Raw genomic sequence first — 20552 nt, 5'->3', positions numbered from 1 at the left:
GGAAGTGAAGGGCGGTCACCCGGCGGGTTTCGCGAGCGCCGCTTTGAACGCGGCATTGTCGAGGAAGGCGGTGACCGCCACGACGCGGCTGTCCCGTACCGTCATCACCCACAAATAGGTGTTGCGATATTCCGAACCGTCCCGGAACGCGGCCACGCCGTCCCAATGGACCAGCACGTCATCGCCATCGGCCCAGATCTTTCGGACGGTCGGCCTCAATGGCCCCGCCAGGCGCGCCTTCAGCGGGAACGAGGTTGCGTCCAGCAAGGCCTGGCGTGAGGGATACGTCCTTGCGATATCCGGATCCTGCCCGGTGATGTGCCAGACGGCATCATCGGACAGCAGGTTGAAGATGTCGAACTGGCCGGCGCCCCAACGGGTAAAGGCATCCTGGATGAGCGCGCGGTTTGCGGTCTGAACGTTCGTCGGCATCGGTCTGATGTCCTGAGCAATCGATGGGATTGGCGCGGCCATCGCGAGCAGAACAGCGGAGAGCGGCAGCAGTTGGGGGCGCAAGGCGGGCTCCTTCGTGACGGCACCGCCATGCCCAACCCCGTTAGCCGCGAACGGTTCGTGTCCGAAATGTCGCGCCTGCGCGGAAGTGCGTTCTCGCTAGCGAGAAGGGCCGCGCGCGGCATCCGGCATTGTGCCGCCTTGTTCGAGCCGGCTGCGCACGAAGCGCGTGAACGCGTCGATCGCCACGGATTTGTGGCTGTCTATCGGGGTATAGATGAAGGACGGCCAATAGAGGTTGTTCCACTCCGGCAGCACTTCGACCAACCGACCGTCCCGCAGATACTCTGCCGCGACGCAATCCAGCAGCCGAACGATACCCATATCGCTGAGCGCCGCCGCGATCAGCGACGCCGCGTCGTTGAGCGTCAGGCCGCAATCCGGTGCGATCGGCTGCTGTTCCCCCTGAGCATCGACGAAGTTCCAGATGTGCGGCTTCCCCGTCACCTCGTCGAACATGCGAATGCAGCGGTGGTTGTCGAGCACGTCCCGGGGGCTGGTCGGTCTGCCATGCTGCTCGACATAGGCCTTGCTCGCGCACGTCACGACCCGGCTGCGCAACAGGGGGCGTTTGTCGAGGTCGCGCGATTTGGGTTCGCCGAACCGGATGGCCGCGTCCACACCTTCCAGCAGCAGATTATCGACCCGGTCTCGGACCAGCAGATCGATCTTCACCTGTGGGTTTTCGGCCAGGAATTCGGGCAGGATCGGGATCAGCAGATAGGGGCCGAGCGCGCCATCGGTCGATATGCGCAAGCGCCCCCGGATATTGGCAGGTGTGGCGGGTGTCGCGATCCGGCCCAATGCCTCGAGCATGGGCGTTGCTTCGTCGAGAAAGGTGCGGCCCTGATCGGTCAGTTTGATGGCGCGCGCATTGCGATCGAACAGCCGCATGCCAGTGCGTTCTTCCAGCCGACCGATCGCCTTGGCGACGCCTGAGCGCGACAGCGCCAATTGTTCGGCCGCCCGTGCGTAATTGCCCGCGCGGGCCACCGCGACGAACACGGTGATCCCCGCAATTATCCTACCGTCGAACAGCAAGTCTTCTCCTTAGGTGTTCCTACGTCCCAGGCGGTGCCGGAACGGGAGAGGTGATGATGATGGCAGAACCTCACACTCGGGAGAGACGCTGCCGTTAGGAAGACGCCCTGTTATCGGACGCTCTGAATGCCGGATAGCCGGGCTTTTGGTCGATCCGGTGAAAGTTGACACAACGCGCACGCCGACAAGCTGGCGGAGACTAGCATGCCCATCCTGAGAGATCCAAGATGAGGCACGCTCCATAAGCGTGTCCGGCACCGTGTGTGTTGAAATATCGTCCCAGCAGTGCGGACACTTACGCGCGCGCATCGATCCGCGCGGCGGGGTACGGGAAAAGCTCTCCTGCGCGTCCAGTCCGCGCGATGAAAAGGGGTGGCCACAGTGAAACATTACATTCTGTTTCTTGAGTTCAGTGACAGCTACGAGGCGCGCCGGCCGGAATTCAGGGACGAACATCTGACCAAAGCCTGGGCCGCGGTGGATCGCGGCGAACTCGTCCTGGCGGGCGCTCTGACGGATCCGGTCGATACCGGCGTCATCCTGTTCAAAGGCGACAGCCGGGAGGTGGCGGAGAAGTTCGCGAAGGACGATCCCTACATCAATAACGGTCTGGTGCGGAGCTGGAATATCCGCGAGTGGACCACGGTCGTCGGCCACGACGCATCCTCGATCCTGCGGCCGAGCTAAGATCGATCAGAACGTGCCGATGGTCTGAGGCAATTCCGTCTGCCTTATCCGGTCGCGCGAGGGCGGCGCGCCGAACAAACGCGCATATTCGCGGCTGAATTGCGACGCGCTCTCATAGCCGACCGCATAAGCGGCCTTGGCGGCGTCGGCACTGGTAGTGAGGATGCGCCGCGCCGCCTGCAGACGCAACGTCTTCTGATATTGGAGCGGGCTCATCGCCGTTGCCGCCTTGAAGTTGCGATGGAAAGACGGGATGCTCATCCCCGCCATGTCGGCCAGCGTCCCGATCGGCAGTGCCTGATCAAAATGGTTGCGAATCCAATCAATCACCTGGCGGATCCGGGACAACCGGCTGTCCTCGCGACCGATCTGACGCAGCATGGCACCATGTCCGCCTTGCAGCAGCCGATACAAAACCTCACGCTCGCGTGCCGGTGCAAGGAAGGGAATGTCGACAGGCGTGTCCAGCAAAGCAAGCAGTTGCTCCCACGCTTCGAGCAGCGCGGGCGTCACCGGTGCTACGCCAAAGCCGGCCGCAGCCTGTATTCCCGTTTCCGGGGGCAGATCCCGCAACAGCTCGGATAGTAAATCGCGATTGAGGCCAAGCGCGACGACGACATAGGGCGTGTCGCGCGACGCCTCGATAACGCATCCGGTCGCGGGCAGTTCGATCGAGGCGACGAAGCAACTTGCCGCGTCATAGCGGAGCAGGCGATCGCCGATCATAACCTGCTTGGCGCCCTGCAGCACCATGCAGATCATCGGTTCATAGACCGCTGCAACAGGCACGTGACTGACCTCCGAAACGCCCATGGCGACGCGCGGAAGCGGCGTTTCGAGCTGCATGCCATCGGTATGACGGCGCACCCGCTGGCACATACGATCGAGCAAATCCTGCATGGATGGAAGATCGGGCGCGGCGATGGTCTTCGCAAGTCTCCTGATAGGATTAGGCAAACGATCGAGATGATCGGGCATCGGATGCATGCGGCGCATCGCCATCTCCCGTGTGGCGGCAGGCAATGAAGCCAGGCGCCATCAGCCAAGGAGACCAATGTGACCGAGCTTTTCGGGGCTACCTCGACCACGGATGACGTGCTGGCCGGGGTCGATCTTGCGGGAAAGCGCGTCCTCGTGACCGGCGCTTCAGCCGGCTTGGGGGTCGAGACCTGCCGCACCCTTGTGGCGCATGGGGCCAGCGTGGTCGGGGCCGCGCGCGATCTTGCCAAAGCGGAGCGGGCGACCTCGGGTGTCCGCGCCGCCGTGATCGACGGCGCCACCTTCGATCTTGTCGAGCTCGACCTTGCCGCGCTTTCCAGCGTACGTGCCAGTGCCGACGCACTCCTCGCCGACGGCCGGCCGTTCGACGTCGTGATCGCCAATGCAGGCGTGATGGCACCGCCCTTTGGCCGTACGGCGGATGGATTCGAGACGCAGTTCGGTACCAATCATCTTGGCCATTTCGTGCTGGTCAACCGCATCGCCGGCTTGATCCGCGACGGCGGCCGGCTCGTGAACCTATCATCGGCCGGCCATCGATTTGCCGACGTCGATCTGAACGATCCCAATTTCGAGCGGAGCGACTATGACCCTTGGGTCGCTTATGGCCGATCCAAGACGGCCAATATCCTGTTCGCGGTCGAGTTCGATCGCCGCCACAAGGCGCGCGGCGTCCGCGCGACGGCGGTGCACCCCGGCGGCATCCGGACCGAGCTGTCGCGCCATATGACCCAGGCGGACGAGGACGCCTTGATCGGCTCGATCAACGCCGCGCACGCGGCAGCGGACCTGCCGCCGTTCGAATTCAAGACGATCCCGCAGGGGGCAGCGACCTCCGTCTGGGCGGCGATAGTAGCCGATGCCGATGCCGTAGGCGGTCGGTATTGCGAGGATTGCCATGTCGCCGATCTGCAGGAAGGCGAGGGCATTCGCGGCGGCGTGCGGCGCTATGCGCTGGATCAGGAGCGCGCGAAAGCGCTGTGGGCGAAGAGCGAGGCACTGGTCGGCGAACACTTCTGAGTTGGGCGCCGGGCGCGGACCCGCCCGGCGGCCTGCCTTCAGGGCTCTTCATGCCCAGGCAGCGGCTTGTTCAGCCCAGATGCTGCCGCACCGCCGCGCCCTGATAGCTGAGCACCTTGGCAGAGGCCGGTTGCATCGGTGTGTCGCTTGGCGTCACCCGATGCAGCTTGAACAGGCGGTGCGGGCGCATGCCTTGGAAGCTGCCTTTGCGCTCGCCGACCTCCAGCACGGCCTGCGCGTCGTTCCAGCGCAGTGGGATGAGCGAATAGGCCCCACGCTCATAGGCGTTGCTCAGGCCATCATCCTCGTAAAGATCGAAGCTACCGTCGGCGCCGGGAAACACGAACAGGTCGATCTCCGCACCCGTCGCTTCGGCGGTGGATTGCAGAACAGGCCCCATCGGCAGGATGCTGCCCGCGCGCGCATGGAGCGGTATCTGTCCGATGGGTGCCGGCACCTCGTGGCGTCGGCCGCCCTCGCGCCGTTCGCCGGTCCAAAGGTCGATCCACCCCCCGACGCTATCGGGCAAATAGGTGCTCGACGTCGCAATGTTCGGCGCCAGCACCGGCGCGACGTGCAACGCCCGCCCGAATAGGTAGCTGTGCCGTTCCCGCAGCGCCGCTTCGTCGTTCGGGAAATCGAACACGAACGGGCGCATGATGGGGACGCCGGTGCGGCTGGTCTCGCCTGCCGAGCTGTAGATGAAGGGCAGAAGGCGATAGCGCAGCTCCAGATATTCGCGCGCGATCGTCTCGACCTGTGGGCCGTAGCGCCAGAATTCCGTATCCGTCTGATAGCCGTGCACGCGCTGCAGCGGCAGGAACGTCGCATATTGGAACCAGCGCAGGAAGCGTTCGTGATAAGCGGGATCGCTATACTGGCCAGGGCCGGGCCGGAAGAAGCCGCCCGCATCGACGGTCCAATAGGCATAGCCCGCCGCCGCCATGTTGAGCCCGGCCGATATTTGTCGGGCCAGCGTGTCCCACCCGTTGCCGATGTCTCCAGACCAGGTTGCGGCACCATAACGTTGCTGCCCCAGGAAGGCGCAGCGGGTCAGGATCATGGGGCGCTTGTCGGGCTCCGCCGCGCGGCGCTCCTCATACACCGCCCGCGCAACCTGCAGTGGATAGGCCAAGCGAACATGCTCGCCCCGGCCCGCGGCGGTCGTCCGGCCGACCAGGTCGTCATTTTCCGGCTCGGTCGCGTCCTGCCACCAGGCGTCGATGCCGTACCGGCCGAGCCGTCGATCATGATTGGCGCAATAAAAACGCACGGCCGCAGGATCGAAGAAGTCGACCCACTCCGTGCCGGGAATATAGAATCCGCGTTCCGCCACCTGGCGCCCCAGCTCGGTCTCCTTGCCGACCTTGGACCAGACCGACAACATGAAGCGGGTGTTGCGGTCGTGCAGTGCTGTGACCAGCCAGGCCGGATCGGGGTAATTCGCTTCGTCAAAACGCATGGCGTTCCAGCCATATTTACCCCAATATTGCCAGTCCTGAACGATGACGTCGATCGGCAGGCGGCGGCGGCGAAACTCGTCGAGATTGGCCAGGATCTCGGCGGAGGAGTGAAACCGCTCGCGGCAATGAATGTAGCCATAGGCCCAGCGCGGTAGCATCGCGGTTTCGCCCAACAACGCGCGGTAGCCGGCCATCACCTCATCGCCGCTTGGCCCCGCGATCACGACATAGTCGATCGCCTCGGCGACCGGCGAGCGCCACACGGTGCGATCCTCTGCCGGGCCATAATGCAGCACGGGTTGATCGGCATCGTTCGCCGACACTTTCACTTTGTGAACGCCGGCGTCCAGGTCGGCAAAGAAGCTGGTGGTGGGGGGCAACCACAGGTTGGCGAAATCGACCAGCACCTTCCCGTCGATCTCGACATGGTGGATCGAGGCCATTTTCGCGCCGATATCCAGCAGCATCGCTTGGCGGCCAGGCGTGTCGAGCGTGAACGTGCCCTCAAACGTAGCGAGACGCCGTGCCACGCGTCCGTTGCCGCTGGCGGTGGTGACATCCTCCTGGCGCGACGCGCCGACGGCCTGCTTGGTCAAAACGAGTTGGTGCGGTGGCGGATTGAGCTCCGCCATGCCCCGATTATGCCACAGCAGGCCATAACCCTTGCTGGACAGCAGGAAGGGCAGGCTGATCTGCGTGTTCACCTGCGTCAGCCGACGCGGAAGCGCCCGGATATCGAGCGCACCGTCCTGGAAGCAGCCGGTGCCGAACAGATGCTCGTCGGGGGCTGACAGGAAGCCTTGCTCGACGGCGAACACATCTTCTTCAGCCAGCTTGGCGGCTGTCACCCGGCGCGATCCCGGTGCTTCCGCCAACAGGAGCGCGCCAGTTCGATCGAAGAAGTGCACCGCGCCGTCATTGTCGATTTCGCAGCTGATAGAGGGCAGCTCGAGCCGGGTCGCGCCGTCGCGCGTGGAGCGGTGGGGGCGCCGCTTCGCCAAGTTCGTCAGCAGGATATCGCTTTGGGGCATACCGCCCCCGCCCAGCCCAGGCCGGAAGCGAACGCGAAACGCACGCTCCCCGAGTGCCATGATCTGCAGTGCGCCGGCCGGGTAGGTAGCGGCGAAATCCGCATTCTGCGCCGGGCTGGCGGCACCCACCGCTAGCGTACCCGCGAAGGGAGCGGCAGCGCCCGCACGCAGCACGGCGCGGCGGCTGACGGTCAGGCGCATAGTGTCTTCCTCTCCGGATCGAATACATAGAAATCGGCGGCGGCCCCTGCGAACAGCCGCTCGCGCGCCGCACCGCTTAGCCCGCTCAACCGCACGGCGGTTTCCACCCATTGGGGGTAGGTATCGCCGGACAGGAGCAGCACCGGCCAATCACTGCCCCACATCAAACGTTCGCCGAAGCAGCTGACAAGATGATCGACGTAGGGCTGAAGCAACTCCGCGGCCTGTCCCTGCGCCTGCTCGGTGCGCAAGCCGGACAGCTTGCACCACAGCCCGCGCTCCGCCAGCGCGGCTATGTCTGCCCGCCAGGGGTCGAGCGTGCCGGCGGCCGCATAGGGCTTGGCGGCATGATCGATCACGATTGGCAGATCGGGCCAGCGCTCGGCAAAGTGGTCCAGCATCGGCAAGTGGCGGGGCTGAACCAGTGCGTCGAGGCACAGGCCATGATCGCAAAGCGCCGCCAGCCCCGGCGCCAGCTCTGGGCGAAGCAGCCAATCCGTTTCCTTGATCGACTGAAGCATCGGGCGAAGACCGCGAAGCTTCGGATGCGCGGCCAAAGCGGAAATCCTGTTTGGCGCTTCCGCTGCGGCGAGGTCCACCCAGCCGACCACAGCAGCGATCAACGGCGTACGGTCAGCCAGTGTCAGCATCCAGTCGGTATCCGCGTTCGTCGGTTGCGATTGCACCAGCACCGTCGCCTCGAGCGGAAGGCCTGTCGCTGCCGCCGCCAGGTCCGGCGGTCCGAAATCGCGATGGATTCTCGCTTCCGCATCGGTCGGCCATTCGTGGCCCGGCGTCTCCAACGACCAGAAATGCTGATGGGCGTCGATCAGGCGCATCGCTGGCCCCGCTTTACAGCGCCCCCGCGAACAAGGCATTTACCCTGCCTATGGCGCGCACCGGTCCAAAGGGAACCTACTCTGCTCCGGCGGTCGAGAAGGCGTTCGAGATCATCGAGCTGCTCGCACGACGCCCCGATGGAGCGCTGGTCAGCGAGATGGCCACCGATCTTGGCCGATCGATCGGCGAACTGTTCCGCCTGGTGATTGTGCTGGAGCGGCTTGGCTATCTGCAAAAGGCGCCGGGGTCGGATCGCTACACCGTGACTTACAAATTGTTGGAGATGGCGTTTCGCGCCACGCCGGCGCAAGATCTTGTCCGCGCGGCGATGCCGGAAATGCAGCGCCTTGCGCTCGCCTCCGGCCAATCCTGCCACCTCGTCGTGCCGAGCGGCGGCCATGGTCTGGTGATCGCCCGCGAGGAGCAGCCCGGCATGCGCGGTTTCGCCCTGAAAGTCGGCTCGCAGGTCGACATTCTTCGCAGCTGCTCGGGTCAGGTCATCCTTGCCTTTTCCTCGCTGCAGCGGGCCGACGCGATCATTGCGGCGGTCCCCGCCGATGGACAAAGCGGCATCGACACCGCCGCACTGACGACCAACTTGTCCGCGATCCGCGCGCGCGGCTTCGATAGCCGGCAGAGCCCGATCACCCATGGCGTGACGGACATCAGCTTTCCCATATTCGGGTTCGACGGCCGCGTCGCAGCCGCCCTGACAATCCCCTTCCTGGAGCTGATCGACGGATCGCAGCAGGTAGACCTGCAGGCGGCGCGGGTCCTGCTCGCAGCGGCGGCAGGGCGCGTGTCGGAGGCCTTGGGCTGGAGTGCGCCGCATCGGGACCTCTCCGCCTAAGCCAGCCGATCGGCGTGGCGCGCGCGCGATGCGTAAAGCGCGATCACCGCGAAACAGCCCAGCGGCAGCAACAACGCCAGCGGAACGCCGGTCGGCCGCTCTGCGATCAGGCCCATGAGCGGCGGGAAGATCGCCCCACCAATGATCGCCATGATGATGAGCGCGGAACCCAGCGGACGCCCCCGGTCCAGCCCCGTCACGCCCAGCCCAAAGATCGTCGGGAACATGATGGACATGAAGAAACTGGTGAGGATGAGCGCGCCCAGCGCCAGCCAGCCGGATCCGCTCGCCGCCACCGCACACAGCACAATGTTGGCGACGGCGTAGATCCCCAACAAGCGTGGCGGCTGGATGCGCGACATGAGCGCGGTGCCCGTGAAGCGGCCGAGCGTGAATAGCAGCAGGCTGGCAGACAGCAGCAGCGCCGCCTGCCGCTCGCTTATGTCCGGACGCACGTCCTTCACGAAATCGATGAAGAAGCTCCAGATCCCGACCTGGGCGCCAACGTAGAAGAACTGGGCAACGACCGCGCCCATCAGCGTACGATTGCGGAGCAGGCGTTTGAACTCGCCCAATGCACCGGATCCGTCTTCCTCCGCGCTGGGCAGGCGCGCGATCGTCACTGCGCCCGCGATCATCAGGGCTGAAATCGCGAGCATCAGATAGGGCAATCGGACCGTGTGGGCCTCGCTCGCCCGATAGGCTGCCAGGTCGCTAGGCGTCATATTTTGCAGGAATGTCGCCGAATGTTCGACACCCGAGAAGATCAGCCAACCGCCAAGGATAGGGGCGAGGAATGCCCCCAGGCCGTTGAACGCCTGTGCCAGGTTGAGCCGCTGGACCGCGCTGTCCGGGCTGCCGAATGCGCCGATATAGGCATTGGCTGTCGTCTCGAGGCAGGCCGCCCCGGCTGCGATCACGAACAAGGCCAGCAGGAATGCCGGGTAGCTCAGCAGGGATGAGGCGGGGAAGAATAAAAGTGCGCCTGCGGCATACAGGCAGAGGCCGGTCAGAATACCGGCGCGATAGCTGAACCGGCGCATCAGCAATCCGGCCGGGATGGCGACGAGGAAATAGCCGATATAGAAGACGAATTGGATGAACCCCGCCTCGCCACGGCTCAGGCCAAGCGCCTTCTGAAAGTGGCGGATCAGGATGTCGTTGAAGTTGTTCGCCAAAGCCCAGAGAAAGAACAGGCTGACAACCAGTGCGAACCCCCATCGATACGGGTGCGCGACAAAGTGGCCGGGCGACTGCCGCGCGCCTTCGTCAGCTATATCCCTCATACTGATCCATCTCCGTTCTTTTCTATTTGAAGATTATATCGGCTGCGGTTGAGCGCTCCTGGCCTGCAGGCCCAGACGGTCCCAAAGCTGCGACGGTATTGGCATCGTGGCGAAGGTGGCAGCCTCGTGCACCTGATCGGCGGTGCGCAGGCCAAGCAGGGGCAGCGCCACCGCCGGATGCGCGCGCGCGAACTGATATGCGGCAGCGGCAAGCGGTACGCCGAACGCGCTGCAGATCGCCTGGATCTCTGCGACCCGAGCCTGAATTTTCGGCGAGAGCGGCGCATAATCATAGCGGGCGAGCGGATCATCGGCCCCGACGGCCAGGACACCGGACGCGAAGATGCCGGCAGCAACGATGGCGATGCCCTTTTCCAGGCAAAGCTGGAAGAAAGGGCCTCCGGTTTGATCGAGCAGCGAGTAGCGGCCCGCGATCAGAAACGCGTCGAATGCCGCATAAGCCATAGTCTCGGCGCAGATCGCGATCTCGTTCACGCCTAGCCCGATTGCGCCGACCACGCCCTGTTCGCGAAGCTCGGTCATGGCCCGAAAGCCGCCGTTCACGGCCTGCGCAAAGGTTTCGGTGTGGCCCGCGCCATGGGTCGCCCGGCCGAGATCGTGCAGATAGAGTATGTCGATATGCGTCAGATCGAGCCGGTTCAGGCTCTCCTCGACCGAGCGCATCACGCCATCGTAGCTATAGTCGTAAACGGCCGTGAACGGCAGAGCAGAGCGAAAGCCGTGTCGTTCGCCCACCTCGTCCGTCGGCACCAGCAGGCGCCCGGCTTTGGTCGACAGGAGGTAGGCGTCGCGCTGGCGGTGGCGCAACGCGCCACCAAGCCGTTGTTCGCTCAGCCCGAAGCCGTAAAAGGGCGCGGTGTCGAAGTAGCGGACACCGGCGGCCCAAGCAGCATCCACCGCCTGCTGTGCGGCTTCGTCGCTCACTTCCACATACAGGTTGCCGAGCGAGGATGCGCCGAAGCCGAACGGCCCGCTCGCGGTGAGCCGCGCCATGAGCGGGGAGACCGCTACCGCCATTTCAGAATCTCACGACGGCCTTGAGGACATGATCGGCTTCCGTGATCAGCTCCGGCAGCCGTGTCGGCACCTCATCGGCGTCCAACGAGTGGGTATGGAGCGCGTCGATCGGGATGTCGCCACCGCGGATCGCGTCGATGACGCGCCTGAAGTCCTCGGCCAGCGCGTTGCGGCTCGCCACCAGGGTGGTTTCGCGCTTGTGAAATTCGGGATCGGCGAACACCAGCTCGCCGGGCGCTACGCCGACCAGCACCAGCGTTCCACCATGCGCCACATAGTTGAGGCTCTGCGCCATCGCCGTCAGATTGCCGGTTGCGTCGAAGACCGCGTCGAACATCTCGCCGTCTGTCAGGTCATCAAGGGCAGTGCTCAGGTCCGGTCCCGCTTCGACAATGGTGTCGAAGCCGAGCCGCGTGCGGGCGTAAGCCAGCCGGGTTGCGCGTGTGTCGGCCAGCGTCACGATCGCGCCGGCACGCCGTGCGAACAATCCGCTTGCGATCCCAATCGGTCCTGCCCCGACAATCAACACCCTGTCGCCGGCTTGGAGGCGCCCGCGCGCGACCGCGTGCGCGCCGATCGCCAGGAATTCCAGCATCGCGGCATGGTCTGGCGTCAGCCCAGTGGCGTCGATCAGCGCAGTTTGGGGAACGACCAGACGTTCGCACATTCCGCCGTCCGCGTGCACGCCTAACACGCTAATATTGACGCACGCATTGGGCTTGCCGCGGCGGCAGGCAATACAGGTCCCGCAGTTCAGATAAGGGTTGATGGCGACAAGCTGCCCGACATGAAAGCCGCTGTTGGCTGGCGCCTGCTCGACGTCGCCGGCGAGCTCATGCCCCATCACCCGCGGATAGCTCAGGAACGGATGGCGGCCCGCGAAGATGTGATAGTCCGTCCCGCACAAGCCGACGCGGCGGATCCGAACGAGGGCCTCGTTTGGGCCGGGCGTTGGCGCGACCCGCTCGACGATCTCCAGCTGGCTCGGTTCGGCACAGACGACGGCCTTCATCAGGTGATCCCACTCTCTGTCTTTCATATATACAAGCCAGATTTCCAAGGTGAGAACAAGACGTATCCTGCGAGGAGCGATGGGCAATTCGCGCCGATGTTATCGGGTAAGCGGCTTTCGCGCGCCCTAAGTCGACGCTTGGAGTGGAACTGCTGTCACATATCGCGCTGCGGCATCGATGCCGATGGCCGGCTTTCAGCGGAGCAATGCTCGGTCCGCTCTAACAGCTTTTGATCGACAAAACCGATGGACGTGTTCGGAATAATCGACTTGGACAATTTGTGCGGTGCACTATCTAGGGTGCGCAACCTTTCTCCAGGAGAATTCAATGTCGCTCATCGGCAGCACGATCAAGCCATTCGAAACCCAGGCCTACAAGGAGGGAAAGTTCCTCCCGATCACGGACGCCGATACCCGGGGCAAGTGGGCAATCTTCTTCTTCTATCCGGCTGATTTCACGTTCGTTTGCCCGACCGAGCTGGAGGATCTCGCTGACCATTATGCAGCGTTCCAGAAGCTGGGCGTCGAAATTTATTCGGTCTCGACCGACACGCATTTCAGCCACAAGGCTTGGCACGATACGTCGCCGGCGATCGGCAAGATCAACTATTACATGCTGGGCGACCAGAACCACGTGATCAGCCGGAACTTCGATATCCTGCGCGAAGGCCAGGGCCTGGCGGATCGCGGCACGTTCGTGGTCGATCCCGAGGGCGTGATCCAGCTGGTGGAAATCACCAGCGAAGGCGTCGGCCGTAACGCGGTCGAACTGCTGCGCAAGGTGAAGGCGGCGCAATATATTGCGGCGCATCCGGGCGAAGTCTGCCCAGCCAAGTGGGAAGAAGGCGAAGAGACGCTTGCTCCTTCGCTGGACCTCGTCGGCAAGATCTAAATTGACTGCGGAGCCGGTTTCGGCCGGCTCCGCCACCATATTCTTGAGGAGTGATGCGCGTGCTTGACGCCAACCTGCAGACCCAGCTCAAAGGCTATCTCGCCAACATCCGGCAGCCGATCGAACTCGTGGCCTCGGCTGACGACAGCGCCAAATCGCGCGACATGCTGGCCTTGCTCGACGAGATCGCGGCTTTGTCCCCCGACGTCGATGTCGTCCGCGGAGGCGACGACCAGCGCCGCCCGTCTTTCCTGATCCGTCGCAAGGGCACCGATATCGGTGTCCGCTTCGCCGGCATCCCGATGGGCCACGAATTCACCTCGCTCGTCCTGGCGCTGCTTCAGGTCGGCGGTCATCCCTCCAAGCTTGCCCAGGATGTGATCGCGCAGGTCCAGGCGCTGGACGGCGATTATGCGTTCGAAAGCTATTTCTCGCTCACCTGTCAGAACTGCCCGGACGTCGTCCAGGCGCTGAACCTGATGAGCGTCCTCAATCCGCGCATCAGCCACGTCGCGATCGAAGGCGGCGCCTTCCAGGACGAGGTGGACGCGCGCCAGATCATGTCCGTGCCGGCAATCTTTTTGAACGGAGAGCCGTTCGGCCAGGGCCGCATGAACGTTGAGCAGATCGTGGCGAAGCTCGACACCGGCAGCTCGGCCCGTGCCGCTGAAAAGATTGCGGGCAAAGACCCCTTCGACGTGTTGGTGATCGGCGGTGGTCCGGCCGGCGCCTCCGCCGCCATCTATGCCGCACGCAAGGGCATTCGCACCGGCATCGCGGCAGAACGCTTCGGCGGCCAGGTGCTCGACACGATGGCGATCGAGAATTTCATCTCGGTCAAGCATACCGAAGGCCCGCAGCTGGCGAATGCGCTCGAGCAGCATGTCGCCGACTATGATGTGGACGTGATGAACCTGCAGAAGGCGACCCGGCTGACGCCGGCGAAGCGCGCCGGTGGCCTGCATGAGGTCGCGCTGGAGAATGGCGCGACGCTGAAGGCGCGCACGGTGATCCTGTCGACGGGCGCGCGCTGGAGGCAGATGAACGTCCCCGGTGAGGACACGTATCGCAACAAGGGCGTGACCTATTGCCCGCACTGCGATGGCCCTTTGTTCAAGGGCAAGCGCGTGGCGGTCATCGGCGGAGGCAATTCCGGCGTCGAAGCGGCGATCGATCTCGCGGGGATCGTGGCGCATGTCACGCTGATCGAGTTTGACAGCGATCTGCGCGCGGATGCCGTGCTCCAGCGCAAGCTGGGCAGCCTGCCCAACGTCAAGGTCATCACCTCTGCGCTGACGACTGAGGTGCGCGGCAATGGCGAGAAGGTGACCTCACTGACCTACAAGGACCGCAATCACGATACGGTGCATGAGGTCGAGCTGGAGGGCATTTTCGTCCAGATCGGCCTGGTGCCCAACACCGAGTGGCTGAAGGACTCCGTCGCGCTGTCGAACCGCGGCGAGATCGAGATCGATCATCGCGGCGAAACATCGCAGCCCGGCATCTTCGCGGCCGGCGACTGCACGACCGTACCGTATAAGCAGATCGTCATTGCGGTGGGAGAGGGATCGAAAGCTTGTCTCTCCGCCTTCGACTATCTCATCCGGCTCGCGCCGGAGGACGAACTGGCAGAGGCTGCCTGATCGCGCCGTAAGCCATTAGCCGTTGGGTGCCGTCCGGTTCCCAACGGCTTTCGCCTGCGGACACCGGTTCCATAACCAGATTACCGACAGAGGCATGAGAAGCACCGCCGACAGGACGGACAAAGCTTCCGAGACGGCGCCATAGCTCCCGTACAGACCAATGCCGCCGAAGAAGGTGAAGAACCAGGTGCTGGTCAATGCGATGACCAGGGCCTTCCGTGCCGGTTGATCGGCCGTGATCGACGGCATCAGCGATGGGCAGATCCGAAGAAAGAAGTGGCCGACCAGGATCAGGGACGGGACGACCAAGACCGGGAAGAGCGTCCACACGCCGACATGTAAACCGTTGGCAGCGATTGCTATATCGGCATGCGTCGTGATCGCGCGGATGGGAACATAGCTCCAGACATTTCCGGCGCACATCAGCATCAGCCAATAGAGGCAAGACGTCGCGAAAATGCCCTGCTCAGGCAGACGGCGCGCCACGATGCACAGCCCCACGTAGAGCAGCGCGTTGCCCACATAGGGGCCCGCGAGCGCAATGGCCGCTGCGGCTGTCCCATGCCCTGTGGCGAGGATAGGATCGTACTGCACATTGTCGCCGACCCCGGACAGAAGCACGATATTCGCCGGCGTGAGCCCGCCATAATCAAGCGCGAAGGGGTGCGGCATGTAGCCGAGCAGCCAAGCCGTGACGCTATGGGAATATTCGTGGGTCAGATACGCGATGGCATGGCTCAAGAGGAGTATGCCTACCGACATGAGGGCGAAGGGAAGGTCGCTCCGATACGCTTGTCTCAAACCGCCCCCCAAGCCCCGCCGAGGCCGGTATCTGGGCCATGCTTATTTGGATCGCAATGGGTGGCGCCAAATCCTGCTGCATGTCCAATAATTGAACGCCGTCTTGACGACGCACAGTGCCTAATTATCTCGCCCGCCGGGATGACGGAATGGCTGTATGCCGACGGCTCGATCTCGAGGGAGTGCAGGCGTGGCTATGGCGCGCGCCGTACCTTCGCGGGGCCGCGGCAGTGAGCGACCGTCTGAACCAAAGCCCCGGACTGACGCGGGACAGAAACACAGGCCGCTGGAGAGGCAAGCCAGGCAATTTGTCGGACGATATTCCATAGGAGCAGCGCTCTTGAACGCCCTCCAGAATTCTACCGTTGCAGCGCGTGAACGCACGCCCGCCGAGGCAGAAGCGGTGAAGACAATCTGGCTTCAAACCTTCCGCGAAGTTGCGCGAGGTTCGCAACTGACGCGGAGCCGGCGAGGTGCAACTTGCTGCGTCGATTGTGGCCGAACCGCTCTTGGCGAGATCGAGGATGAGCCTCTTTGTGTTCAACACATGGGGGAGCGAGCGCGCGCTGCCGTTCGCACGGCGCGTCAAGCAGCGGAGGTCAGAAGATGAGCCGATGCGCTAATTCGATAGAGGCAGGCGGCGCGCGCAGCGGATGATCCTCGGCATCTGTTGGACCGGTGCCGCTGCAGGCGGATGGGCGCTCGCTTAGGTGCGGCCCCCGCCATCAAGCACCTTGGCAAGGAACGTCCGGATGCGCTGTGCGATCTCACCATGGTGGGTTTCGAGCGCGAAATGGCCCGCGTCGAGCAAGTGGATTTCAGCGTCGGGCAGATCGCGCTGATAGGCAAGGGCTCCCGCAGGCAGGAAGGCCGGATCGTGGCGGCCCCACACCGCCAGGAATGGAGGCTGGTGTTCGCGCAGATAGGCCTGGAAGTCGGGATAGAGAGCGACATTGCTCCGATAATCCAGAATGAGGTCGAGCTGTATCTCCTCTGCGCCTTCGCGCGCCATGTAGGCGATATCGAGTTCATACCCATCGGGACTTAATAATTCGGGCGGAGCTCCGGTGCCATACTGCCACTCCCGGATCGTCTCAGGCGACAGCGAAGCGCGGCATGCCTCACGATGAGCAGGGGTCGGATCACGCCAATAAGCCTGCCATGGCCCCCATTCATCGCTGAAACCCTCTTCGTAGGCGTTGCCATTCTGCGAGATGATCGCGGTGATACGTTCCGGGTGCCTCATCGCGAGCCGTAAACCCGTCGGAGCACCGTAATCGAAGATGTAGAGCGCAAAGCGATCCAGTCCGATCGCGTCGACAAAGCCCTCGATCACATTCGCCAAGGCGTCGAAGCTGTAGGTGAAGGCCCCGCGCTGCGGCGCTTTTGTCTGGCCGAAACCGGGAAGGTCAGGCGCTATCACGCGATAACGGTCGGCAAGCTCCGGAATCAGGTCGCGGAACATGTGGCCCGCGGTCGGAAAGCCGTGGAGCAGCAGCAATATGGGAGCGTCTTGCGGGCCAGCCTCCCTGTAGAAAACACGGACGTCACCCACCTGCTGAGTGCGGTACTGAATGCTGGTCATAGGGCTCTCTCAGGGATGCAGAGGAGGACGAAGGCAGCGCGCCAGCGGAGCGGCAACTAACTTGCGCGCGGTTTCGATAGAGGGCGGCAGGCGATCGCGCCACCATTCATCCGCCGCGTCGCGCCCGTAATGATGCCGGCGGCAGACAGGGCCATGATGCGGTTCGCAGGCTCCCAACGGCAGGGGCTGGGAAGCCACTATACGGAAGGCGCGACTATCATTCAGTCGCCTGTCTCAGGTGAGAACCGTGTGACGCGGAGTTTCGCACACATGAGACGAATCTTGGACGTCCGGGCGCGTACCGGGTTCTGCCCGTAAGTCTTTCAAGCTGGTGACCCCTACGGGACTCGAACCCGTGTTTTCGCCGTGAGAGGGCGACGTCCTAGACCGCTAGACGAAGGGGCCGGTCTTGCGAAGAAGGCGGGCTCTTATGGATGTGTGGGCCCAGCGTCAAGCGTCAGGCCGCTTCCGCCTCGGCGGCTTCCTCGGCTTCGCGCTGTTCGGCCTGCTGGCGCGCCCACATTTCCGCATAGAGACCCCCGCGCGCGACCAGGCTGGCGTGGGTCCCGCGCTCGGCGATCCGCCCCTTGTCCATGACGATGATCTCGTCGGCGTGGATGATCGTCGACAGGCGGTGGGCGACGATGATCGTCGTGCGGCGCTGGGCGAGCAGGTTGAGCGTGTCCTGGATCGCCGATTCGGTGCGGCTGTCGAGCGCGCTCGTCGCCTCGTCGAGGATCAGCAATTGCGGATCCTTGAGCAAGGTGCGAGCGATGGCGACGCGCTGCTTCTCGCCGCCCGACAATTTCAGGCCCCGCTCGCCGACCTTGGTGGCATAGCCGTCCGGCAGCGAGAGGATGAAATCGTGGATGGCGGCGCCGCGTGCCGCGGCCTCTACCTCGGCCTGCGTCGCCCCCGCGCGGCCGTAGGCGATATTGTAGCCGATCGTGTCATTGAACAGCACGGTATCCTGCGGAACGATCCCGATCACGCTGCGCAACGAGGCCTGGCTGACCTGCCGGAGATCCTGCCCGTCGATCAGGATGCGGCCGCCGGTCACGTCGTAAAAACGGAAGAGCAGCCGGGCCAGCGTGGATTTGCCGGCGCCCGACGGGCCGACGACGGCAAGAGTGCCGCCGGCAGGTACGGTGAAATCGACCTGCTTCAGGATCGCGCGCTCGGGATCATAGGCGAAATCCACCTTGTCGAAGGTGACGGCGCCGCCCTTGGCGACCAGATCAGGCGCGTTTGGCGCATCGACGACTTCCTGCGGCGTATCGACGAGCTTGAACATGGCTTCCATGTCGATCAGCCCCTGGCGGATCTCGCGATAGACCATGCCGAGGAAATCGAGCGGCCGGAAAAGCTGGCTCAGCATGGTGTTGATGAACACGACGTCGCCGGTGGAGAAGCGGCCCTGGCTCCAGCCCCACACGCTATACGCCATCGCGCCTGCCATCATGAGGTTGGTGATGAGACCCTGGCCGATATTCATCCAGGCGAGCGAGGTCTCGACCTTGGTGGTCGTATCGACCAGCCGCCGGACGCTGTCGCCATAGCGCTTCTGTTCGACCTCTTCGGCGCCGAAATATTTGACCGTCTCATAATTGAGCAGCGAGTCGACCGCCTTCTGGGTGGCGGCGCTGTCGGAGCGCGTCCATTCGCGGCGCAGTTCGATCCGCCACTCGGTCATCCGCCGCGTGAAGATGATGTAGATCGCCACCATGCTGGCGGTCGCGGCGACGAGTCCCCCGCCGAACTTGGCGAAGAAGATGATGCAGACCGCCGTCAGCTCAAAGATGGTCGGGGCGATGTTGAACAGCAGGAAATAGAGCATCGTATCGATGCTCTTGGTGCCGCGTTCGATCACCTTGGTCACCGCGCCCGTCCGGCGTTCCAGGTGGAAACGGAGCGACAGGCGGGGAAGATGGCCGAAGACTTCGAGAGCCAGCTTGCGCGCGGCCTCCTGCCCGACGCGTTCGAAGATCGCATTGCGCAAATTATCGAACAAGGTGCCGCCGAAGCGCGCGGCCGCATAGGCAACGACGAGGGCCATGGCGAGCCCGACGGCGTCGCGGCCGGGCGTCATATGATCGATCGCGCCCTTATAGGCGAAGGGCATCAGCAGCGTGATGCACTTGGCACCGATGACGAGCAGCATCGCCACTGTCACCCGCAGACGAAGCGCCGGTTGGTCCTTCGGCCACAAATAGGGAAGAAAGCGGCGCAGCGCGGCAAAGCCGCTCTCGGGCCCAGGTGTAGCGTCGGTCGTGGAAGGAGGCATGGTTACCCAAGATAGGAAGTGCGCGCAGAACCGCAAATGATGATCGCGTGGTGGCGCCGTGACTTGCCGGAATGGAAATTCTTCTGCTGGCGAGATCGGGCCGCCGACGCTGCCGATGCTCAAGCTTCCTAATTCCGGGTGCGCTGACCTTGTTTCACGGGCCATCGAAGCTTGTGGTCAGCGCACCGACAGGCGGCGGATCAGGACGATTTCGAAGAGCCGAAACACGAAAAACTTCAGAAACGAACTTGATGATCTGGGGTGGGCGGATGGTGGAAGGACCGCGACGATACATTCTTCGCCCGCCTGGGGGAGGTGGTCGGCGCGTTCGGTTGCTGGCTGCGGGGTCGTGGCTGTCCGCCCCCTCCGTCGCCTTCGGCGCCACCTCCCCCTGGCGGGGGAGGATTTGGGTTTCAACGATTTGAAAGAGCTGAAGCGGGAAAAGCACCGGAAACGAGCTTGATGGCGCACATGGCGCCGGCGGCCGGTTTGGCTAGAACATTACGGGAACAAAGTCAAGGACGGTCCGGCTGTCAGTGCGCGCGGATCGCCATCAGCCGAGCCAGCGTGGCACGGAAGCGGCCGAGTTCGGCGCCGGCCAATTGGGCCGCCTGGACAAACTTCACGCTCGCCGGATTCACCGCGACGTTATTCTTGAAGACCTCGAAATGCAGATGCGGGCCGGTCGACAGGCCGGTCGAGCCGACATAGCCGATCAATTGGCCTGCGCGCACGCGCTGGCCCGGCTTGGCGATGATCCGGCTCATATGGGCATAGCCCGTGCCCATATTGCCGGGCGAACGGATCTGCACGTAATTGCCGTGGCCACCGTGGAAACCGGCAAAGCTGACAACGCCGTCCATCGCGGCGATGATCGGCGAGCCCATCGGCGCGCCATAATCGATGCCCTTATGCATGCGGCTATAGCCGAGCACCGGATGGAAGCGCAGGCCGAAGCTGGACGTGAGATGCCCGTGCACGGGCATCTTCATCGTGCCGCGTGTCTCGCCCACACCGGCGGCGTCGAAGAACTGCTCCTCGCCGCCCTGCGTCCATTTCAGCAGGCGCAGGTCCTTCTTGCCTTGCTGAAGTCCGGCGAAAAGCAGGCTGCCGGTTTCCGTTTCACCGGTGGCGGCGCGACGATGTTCCAGGATCAGATCGAAACGGTCGTTCGCATGGATGCCGCCGATCGAGACATGCTGCGCCATAGCGCGCATATAGGCCTGAATGGCGCTTGCGGGCGCTCCGGCGGCGCGCGCCGCACCGAGGAGCCCTGATCCAACCCGGCCGGCGATGCGCAGCGGCGTATTATCGACCGCGATCGGAATGCGCTTCACCCGCAACTGACCGCCGTCGCGGTTCACTT

At 63.8% G+C, this 20552-nt stretch carries 17 protein-coding genes and 1 tRNA gene; 5 read left to right on the top strand and 13 right to left on the bottom strand.

Annotation, left to right across the window (positions count from 1 at the left end; all coding sequences use genetic code 11):
- Positions 1-15: 15 nt before the first annotated feature.
- Positions 16-432, bottom strand: coding sequence for a nuclear transport factor 2 family protein (locus tag ACOJSI_RS02170; protein WP_420136614.1), 417 nt, complete (start codon positions 430-432; stop codon positions 16-18).
- A gap of 180 nt (positions 433-612) precedes the next feature.
- A complete protein-coding gene (locus tag ACOJSI_RS02165; protein ID WP_420136613.1) occupies positions 613-1554 on the bottom strand; it encodes a LysR substrate-binding domain-containing protein in 942 nt (313 codons plus the stop codon).
- Positions 1555-1935: 381 nt separating this feature from the next.
- Here ACOJSI_RS02165 and ACOJSI_RS02160 point away from each other — a divergent pair, with 381 nt between their 5' ends.
- Complete coding sequence (locus tag ACOJSI_RS02160; protein ID WP_420136612.1) at positions 1936-2241, top strand: YciI-like protein; 306 nt, start codon at positions 1936-1938, stop codon at positions 2239-2241.
- 6 nt (positions 2242-2247) lie between these two features.
- On the opposite strand, the gene ACOJSI_RS02155 is transcribed toward ACOJSI_RS02160, so the two are convergent.
- On the bottom strand, positions 2248-3237 hold the full coding sequence (locus ACOJSI_RS02155; protein WP_420136611.1) for an AraC family transcriptional regulator N-terminal domain-containing protein: 990 nt from the start codon (positions 3235-3237) through the stop codon (positions 2248-2250).
- 60 nt (positions 3238-3297) lie between these two features.
- Here ACOJSI_RS02155 and ACOJSI_RS02150 point away from each other — a divergent pair, with 60 nt between their 5' ends.
- Complete coding sequence (locus tag ACOJSI_RS02150; RefSeq protein WP_420136610.1) at positions 3298-4260, top strand: SDR family NAD(P)-dependent oxidoreductase; 963 nt, start codon at positions 3298-3300, stop codon at positions 4258-4260.
- A 70-nt stretch (positions 4261-4330) separates the two neighbouring features.
- On the opposite strand, the gene ACOJSI_RS02145 is transcribed toward ACOJSI_RS02150, so the two are convergent.
- Both ACOJSI_RS02145 and ACOJSI_RS02140 read right to left on the bottom strand, forming a co-directional pair.
- On the bottom strand, positions 4331-6955 hold the full coding sequence (locus ACOJSI_RS02145) for a TIM-barrel domain-containing protein (protein WP_420136609.1): 2625 nt from the start codon (positions 6953-6955) through the stop codon (positions 4331-4333).
- On the bottom strand, positions 6946-7794 hold the full coding sequence (locus ACOJSI_RS02140) for an amidohydrolase family protein (protein ID WP_420136608.1): 849 nt from the start codon (positions 7792-7794) through the stop codon (positions 6946-6948). The genes ACOJSI_RS02145 and ACOJSI_RS02140 overlap by 10 nt, the downstream gene beginning before the upstream one ends.
- Positions 7795-7844: 50 nt before the next feature.
- On the opposite strand from ACOJSI_RS02140, the gene ACOJSI_RS02135 reads away from it, so the two are divergent.
- Positions 7845-8645 (top strand): IclR family transcriptional regulator, encoded by an 801-nt coding sequence (locus ACOJSI_RS02135; protein ID WP_420136607.1) that lies wholly within the window; start codon positions 7845-7847, stop codon positions 8643-8645.
- Here ACOJSI_RS02135 and fucP read toward each other — a convergent pair.
- The 3 genes from fucP to ACOJSI_RS02120 are packed head-to-tail and all read right to left on the bottom strand — an operon-like array spanning position 8642 to position 11981.
- Positions 8642-9931, bottom strand: coding sequence for an L-fucose:H+ symporter permease (fucP, locus tag ACOJSI_RS02130; RefSeq protein WP_420136606.1), 1290 nt, complete (start codon positions 9929-9931; stop codon positions 8642-8644). The genes ACOJSI_RS02135 and fucP overlap by 4 nt on opposite strands.
- A 33-nt stretch (positions 9932-9964) precedes the next feature.
- The gene (locus tag ACOJSI_RS02125; RefSeq protein ID WP_420136605.1) at positions 9965-10969 is read right to left on the bottom strand and encodes an aldo/keto reductase; all 1005 of its coding nucleotides are present in this window, start codon (positions 10967-10969) and stop codon (positions 9965-9967) included.
- A gap of 1 nt (position 10970) precedes the next feature.
- A complete protein-coding gene (locus ACOJSI_RS02120; RefSeq protein WP_420136604.1) occupies positions 10971-11981 on the bottom strand; it encodes a zinc-binding alcohol dehydrogenase family protein in 1011 nt (336 codons plus the stop codon).
- A 328-nt stretch (positions 11982-12309) separates the two neighbouring features.
- Between ACOJSI_RS02120 and ahpC the strand changes: the two genes are divergently transcribed.
- Entirely contained in the window at positions 12310-12873 is a 564-nt protein-coding gene (gene ahpC / locus ACOJSI_RS02115; protein ID WP_420136603.1) for an alkyl hydroperoxide reductase subunit C, read from the top strand.
- A 59-nt stretch (positions 12874-12932) separates the two neighbouring features.
- Complete coding sequence (ahpF, locus tag ACOJSI_RS02110; protein WP_420136630.1) at positions 12933-14516, top strand: alkyl hydroperoxide reductase subunit F; 1584 nt, start codon at positions 12933-12935, stop codon at positions 14514-14516.
- Positions 14517-14531: 15 nt separating this feature from the next.
- Here the strand turns inward: ahpF and ACOJSI_RS02105 are convergent, their stop codons facing one another.
- From ACOJSI_RS02105 to ACOJSI_RS02085, 5 genes are all read right to left on the bottom strand, one after another.
- Positions 14532-15278, bottom strand: a complete 747-nt coding sequence (locus tag ACOJSI_RS02105) for a hypothetical protein (protein WP_420136602.1) — start codon at positions 15276-15278, stop codon at positions 14532-14534.
- Positions 15279-16023: 745 nt separating this feature from the next.
- Positions 16024-16902 (bottom strand): alpha/beta fold hydrolase, encoded by an 879-nt coding sequence (locus tag ACOJSI_RS02100; RefSeq protein WP_420136601.1) that lies wholly within the window; start codon positions 16900-16902, stop codon positions 16024-16026.
- A 329-nt stretch (positions 16903-17231) separates the two neighbouring features.
- A tRNA-Glu gene (locus ACOJSI_RS02095) sits at positions 17232-17307 on the bottom strand.
- Positions 17308-17359: 52 nt separating this feature from the next.
- Positions 17360-19186, bottom strand: coding sequence for an ABCB family ABC transporter ATP-binding protein/permease (locus tag ACOJSI_RS02090; RefSeq protein ID WP_420136600.1), 1827 nt, complete (start codon positions 19184-19186; stop codon positions 17360-17362).
- A 533-nt stretch (positions 19187-19719) separates the two neighbouring features.
- Positions 19720-20552 (bottom strand): M23 family metallopeptidase (locus ACOJSI_RS02085; RefSeq protein ID WP_420136599.1); only part of this gene is annotated, 833 nt, incomplete at its 5' end.

The organism is Sphingomonas sp., assembly GCF_048595155.1.
Taxonomy (GTDB): Bacteria; Pseudomonadota; Alphaproteobacteria; order Sphingomonadales; family Sphingomonadaceae; genus Sphingomonas_I.
This window is presented reverse-complemented; position numbering and strand designations above follow the sequence as displayed.

What these genes read in the sequence shown, in the direction of transcription:
- ACOJSI_RS02125 (WP_420136605.1), bottom strand. Translation starts at nt 10,969, where the DNA reads ATGGCGGTAGCGGTCTCCCCGCTCATGGCGCGGCTCACCGCGAGCGGG.
- ACOJSI_RS02105 (WP_420136602.1), bottom strand. Translation starts at nt 15,278, where the DNA reads ATGTCGGTAGGCATACTCCTCTTGAGCCATGCCATCGCGTATCTGACC.
- ACOJSI_RS02145 (WP_420136609.1), bottom strand. Translation starts at nt 6,955, where the DNA reads ATGCGCCTGACCGTCAGCCGCCGCGCCGTGCTGCGTGCGGGCGCTGCC.
- ACOJSI_RS02135 (WP_420136607.1), top strand. Translation starts at nt 7,845, where the DNA reads ATGGCGCGCACCGGTCCAAAGGGAACCTACTCTGCTCCGGCGGTCGAG.
- fucP (WP_420136606.1), bottom strand. Translation starts at nt 9,931, where the DNA reads ATGAGGGATATAGCTGACGAAGGCGCGCGGCAGTCGCCCGGCCACTTT.
- ACOJSI_RS02155 (WP_420136611.1), bottom strand. Translation starts at nt 3,237, where the DNA reads ATGCGCCGCATGCATCCGATGCCCGATCATCTCGATCGTTTGCCTAAT.
- ACOJSI_RS02100 (WP_420136601.1), bottom strand. Translation starts at nt 16,902, where the DNA reads ATGACCAGCATTCAGTACCGCACTCAGCAGGTGGGTGACGTCCGTGTT.
- ahpC (WP_420136603.1), top strand. Translation starts at nt 12,310, where the DNA reads ATGTCGCTCATCGGCAGCACGATCAAGCCATTCGAAACCCAGGCCTAC.
- ACOJSI_RS02140 (WP_420136608.1), bottom strand. Translation starts at nt 7,794, where the DNA reads ATGCGCCTGATCGACGCCCATCAGCATTTCTGGTCGTTGGAGACGCCG.
- ACOJSI_RS02090 (WP_420136600.1), bottom strand. Translation starts at nt 19,186, where the DNA reads ATGCCTCCTTCCACGACCGACGCTACACCTGGGCCCGAGAGCGGCTTT.
- ACOJSI_RS02120 (WP_420136604.1), bottom strand. Translation starts at nt 11,981, where the DNA reads ATGAAGGCCGTCGTCTGTGCCGAACCGAGCCAGCTGGAGATCGTCGAG.
- ACOJSI_RS02170 (WP_420136614.1), bottom strand. Translation starts at nt 432, where the DNA reads ATGCCGACGAACGTTCAGACCGCAAACCGCGCGCTCATCCAGGATGCC.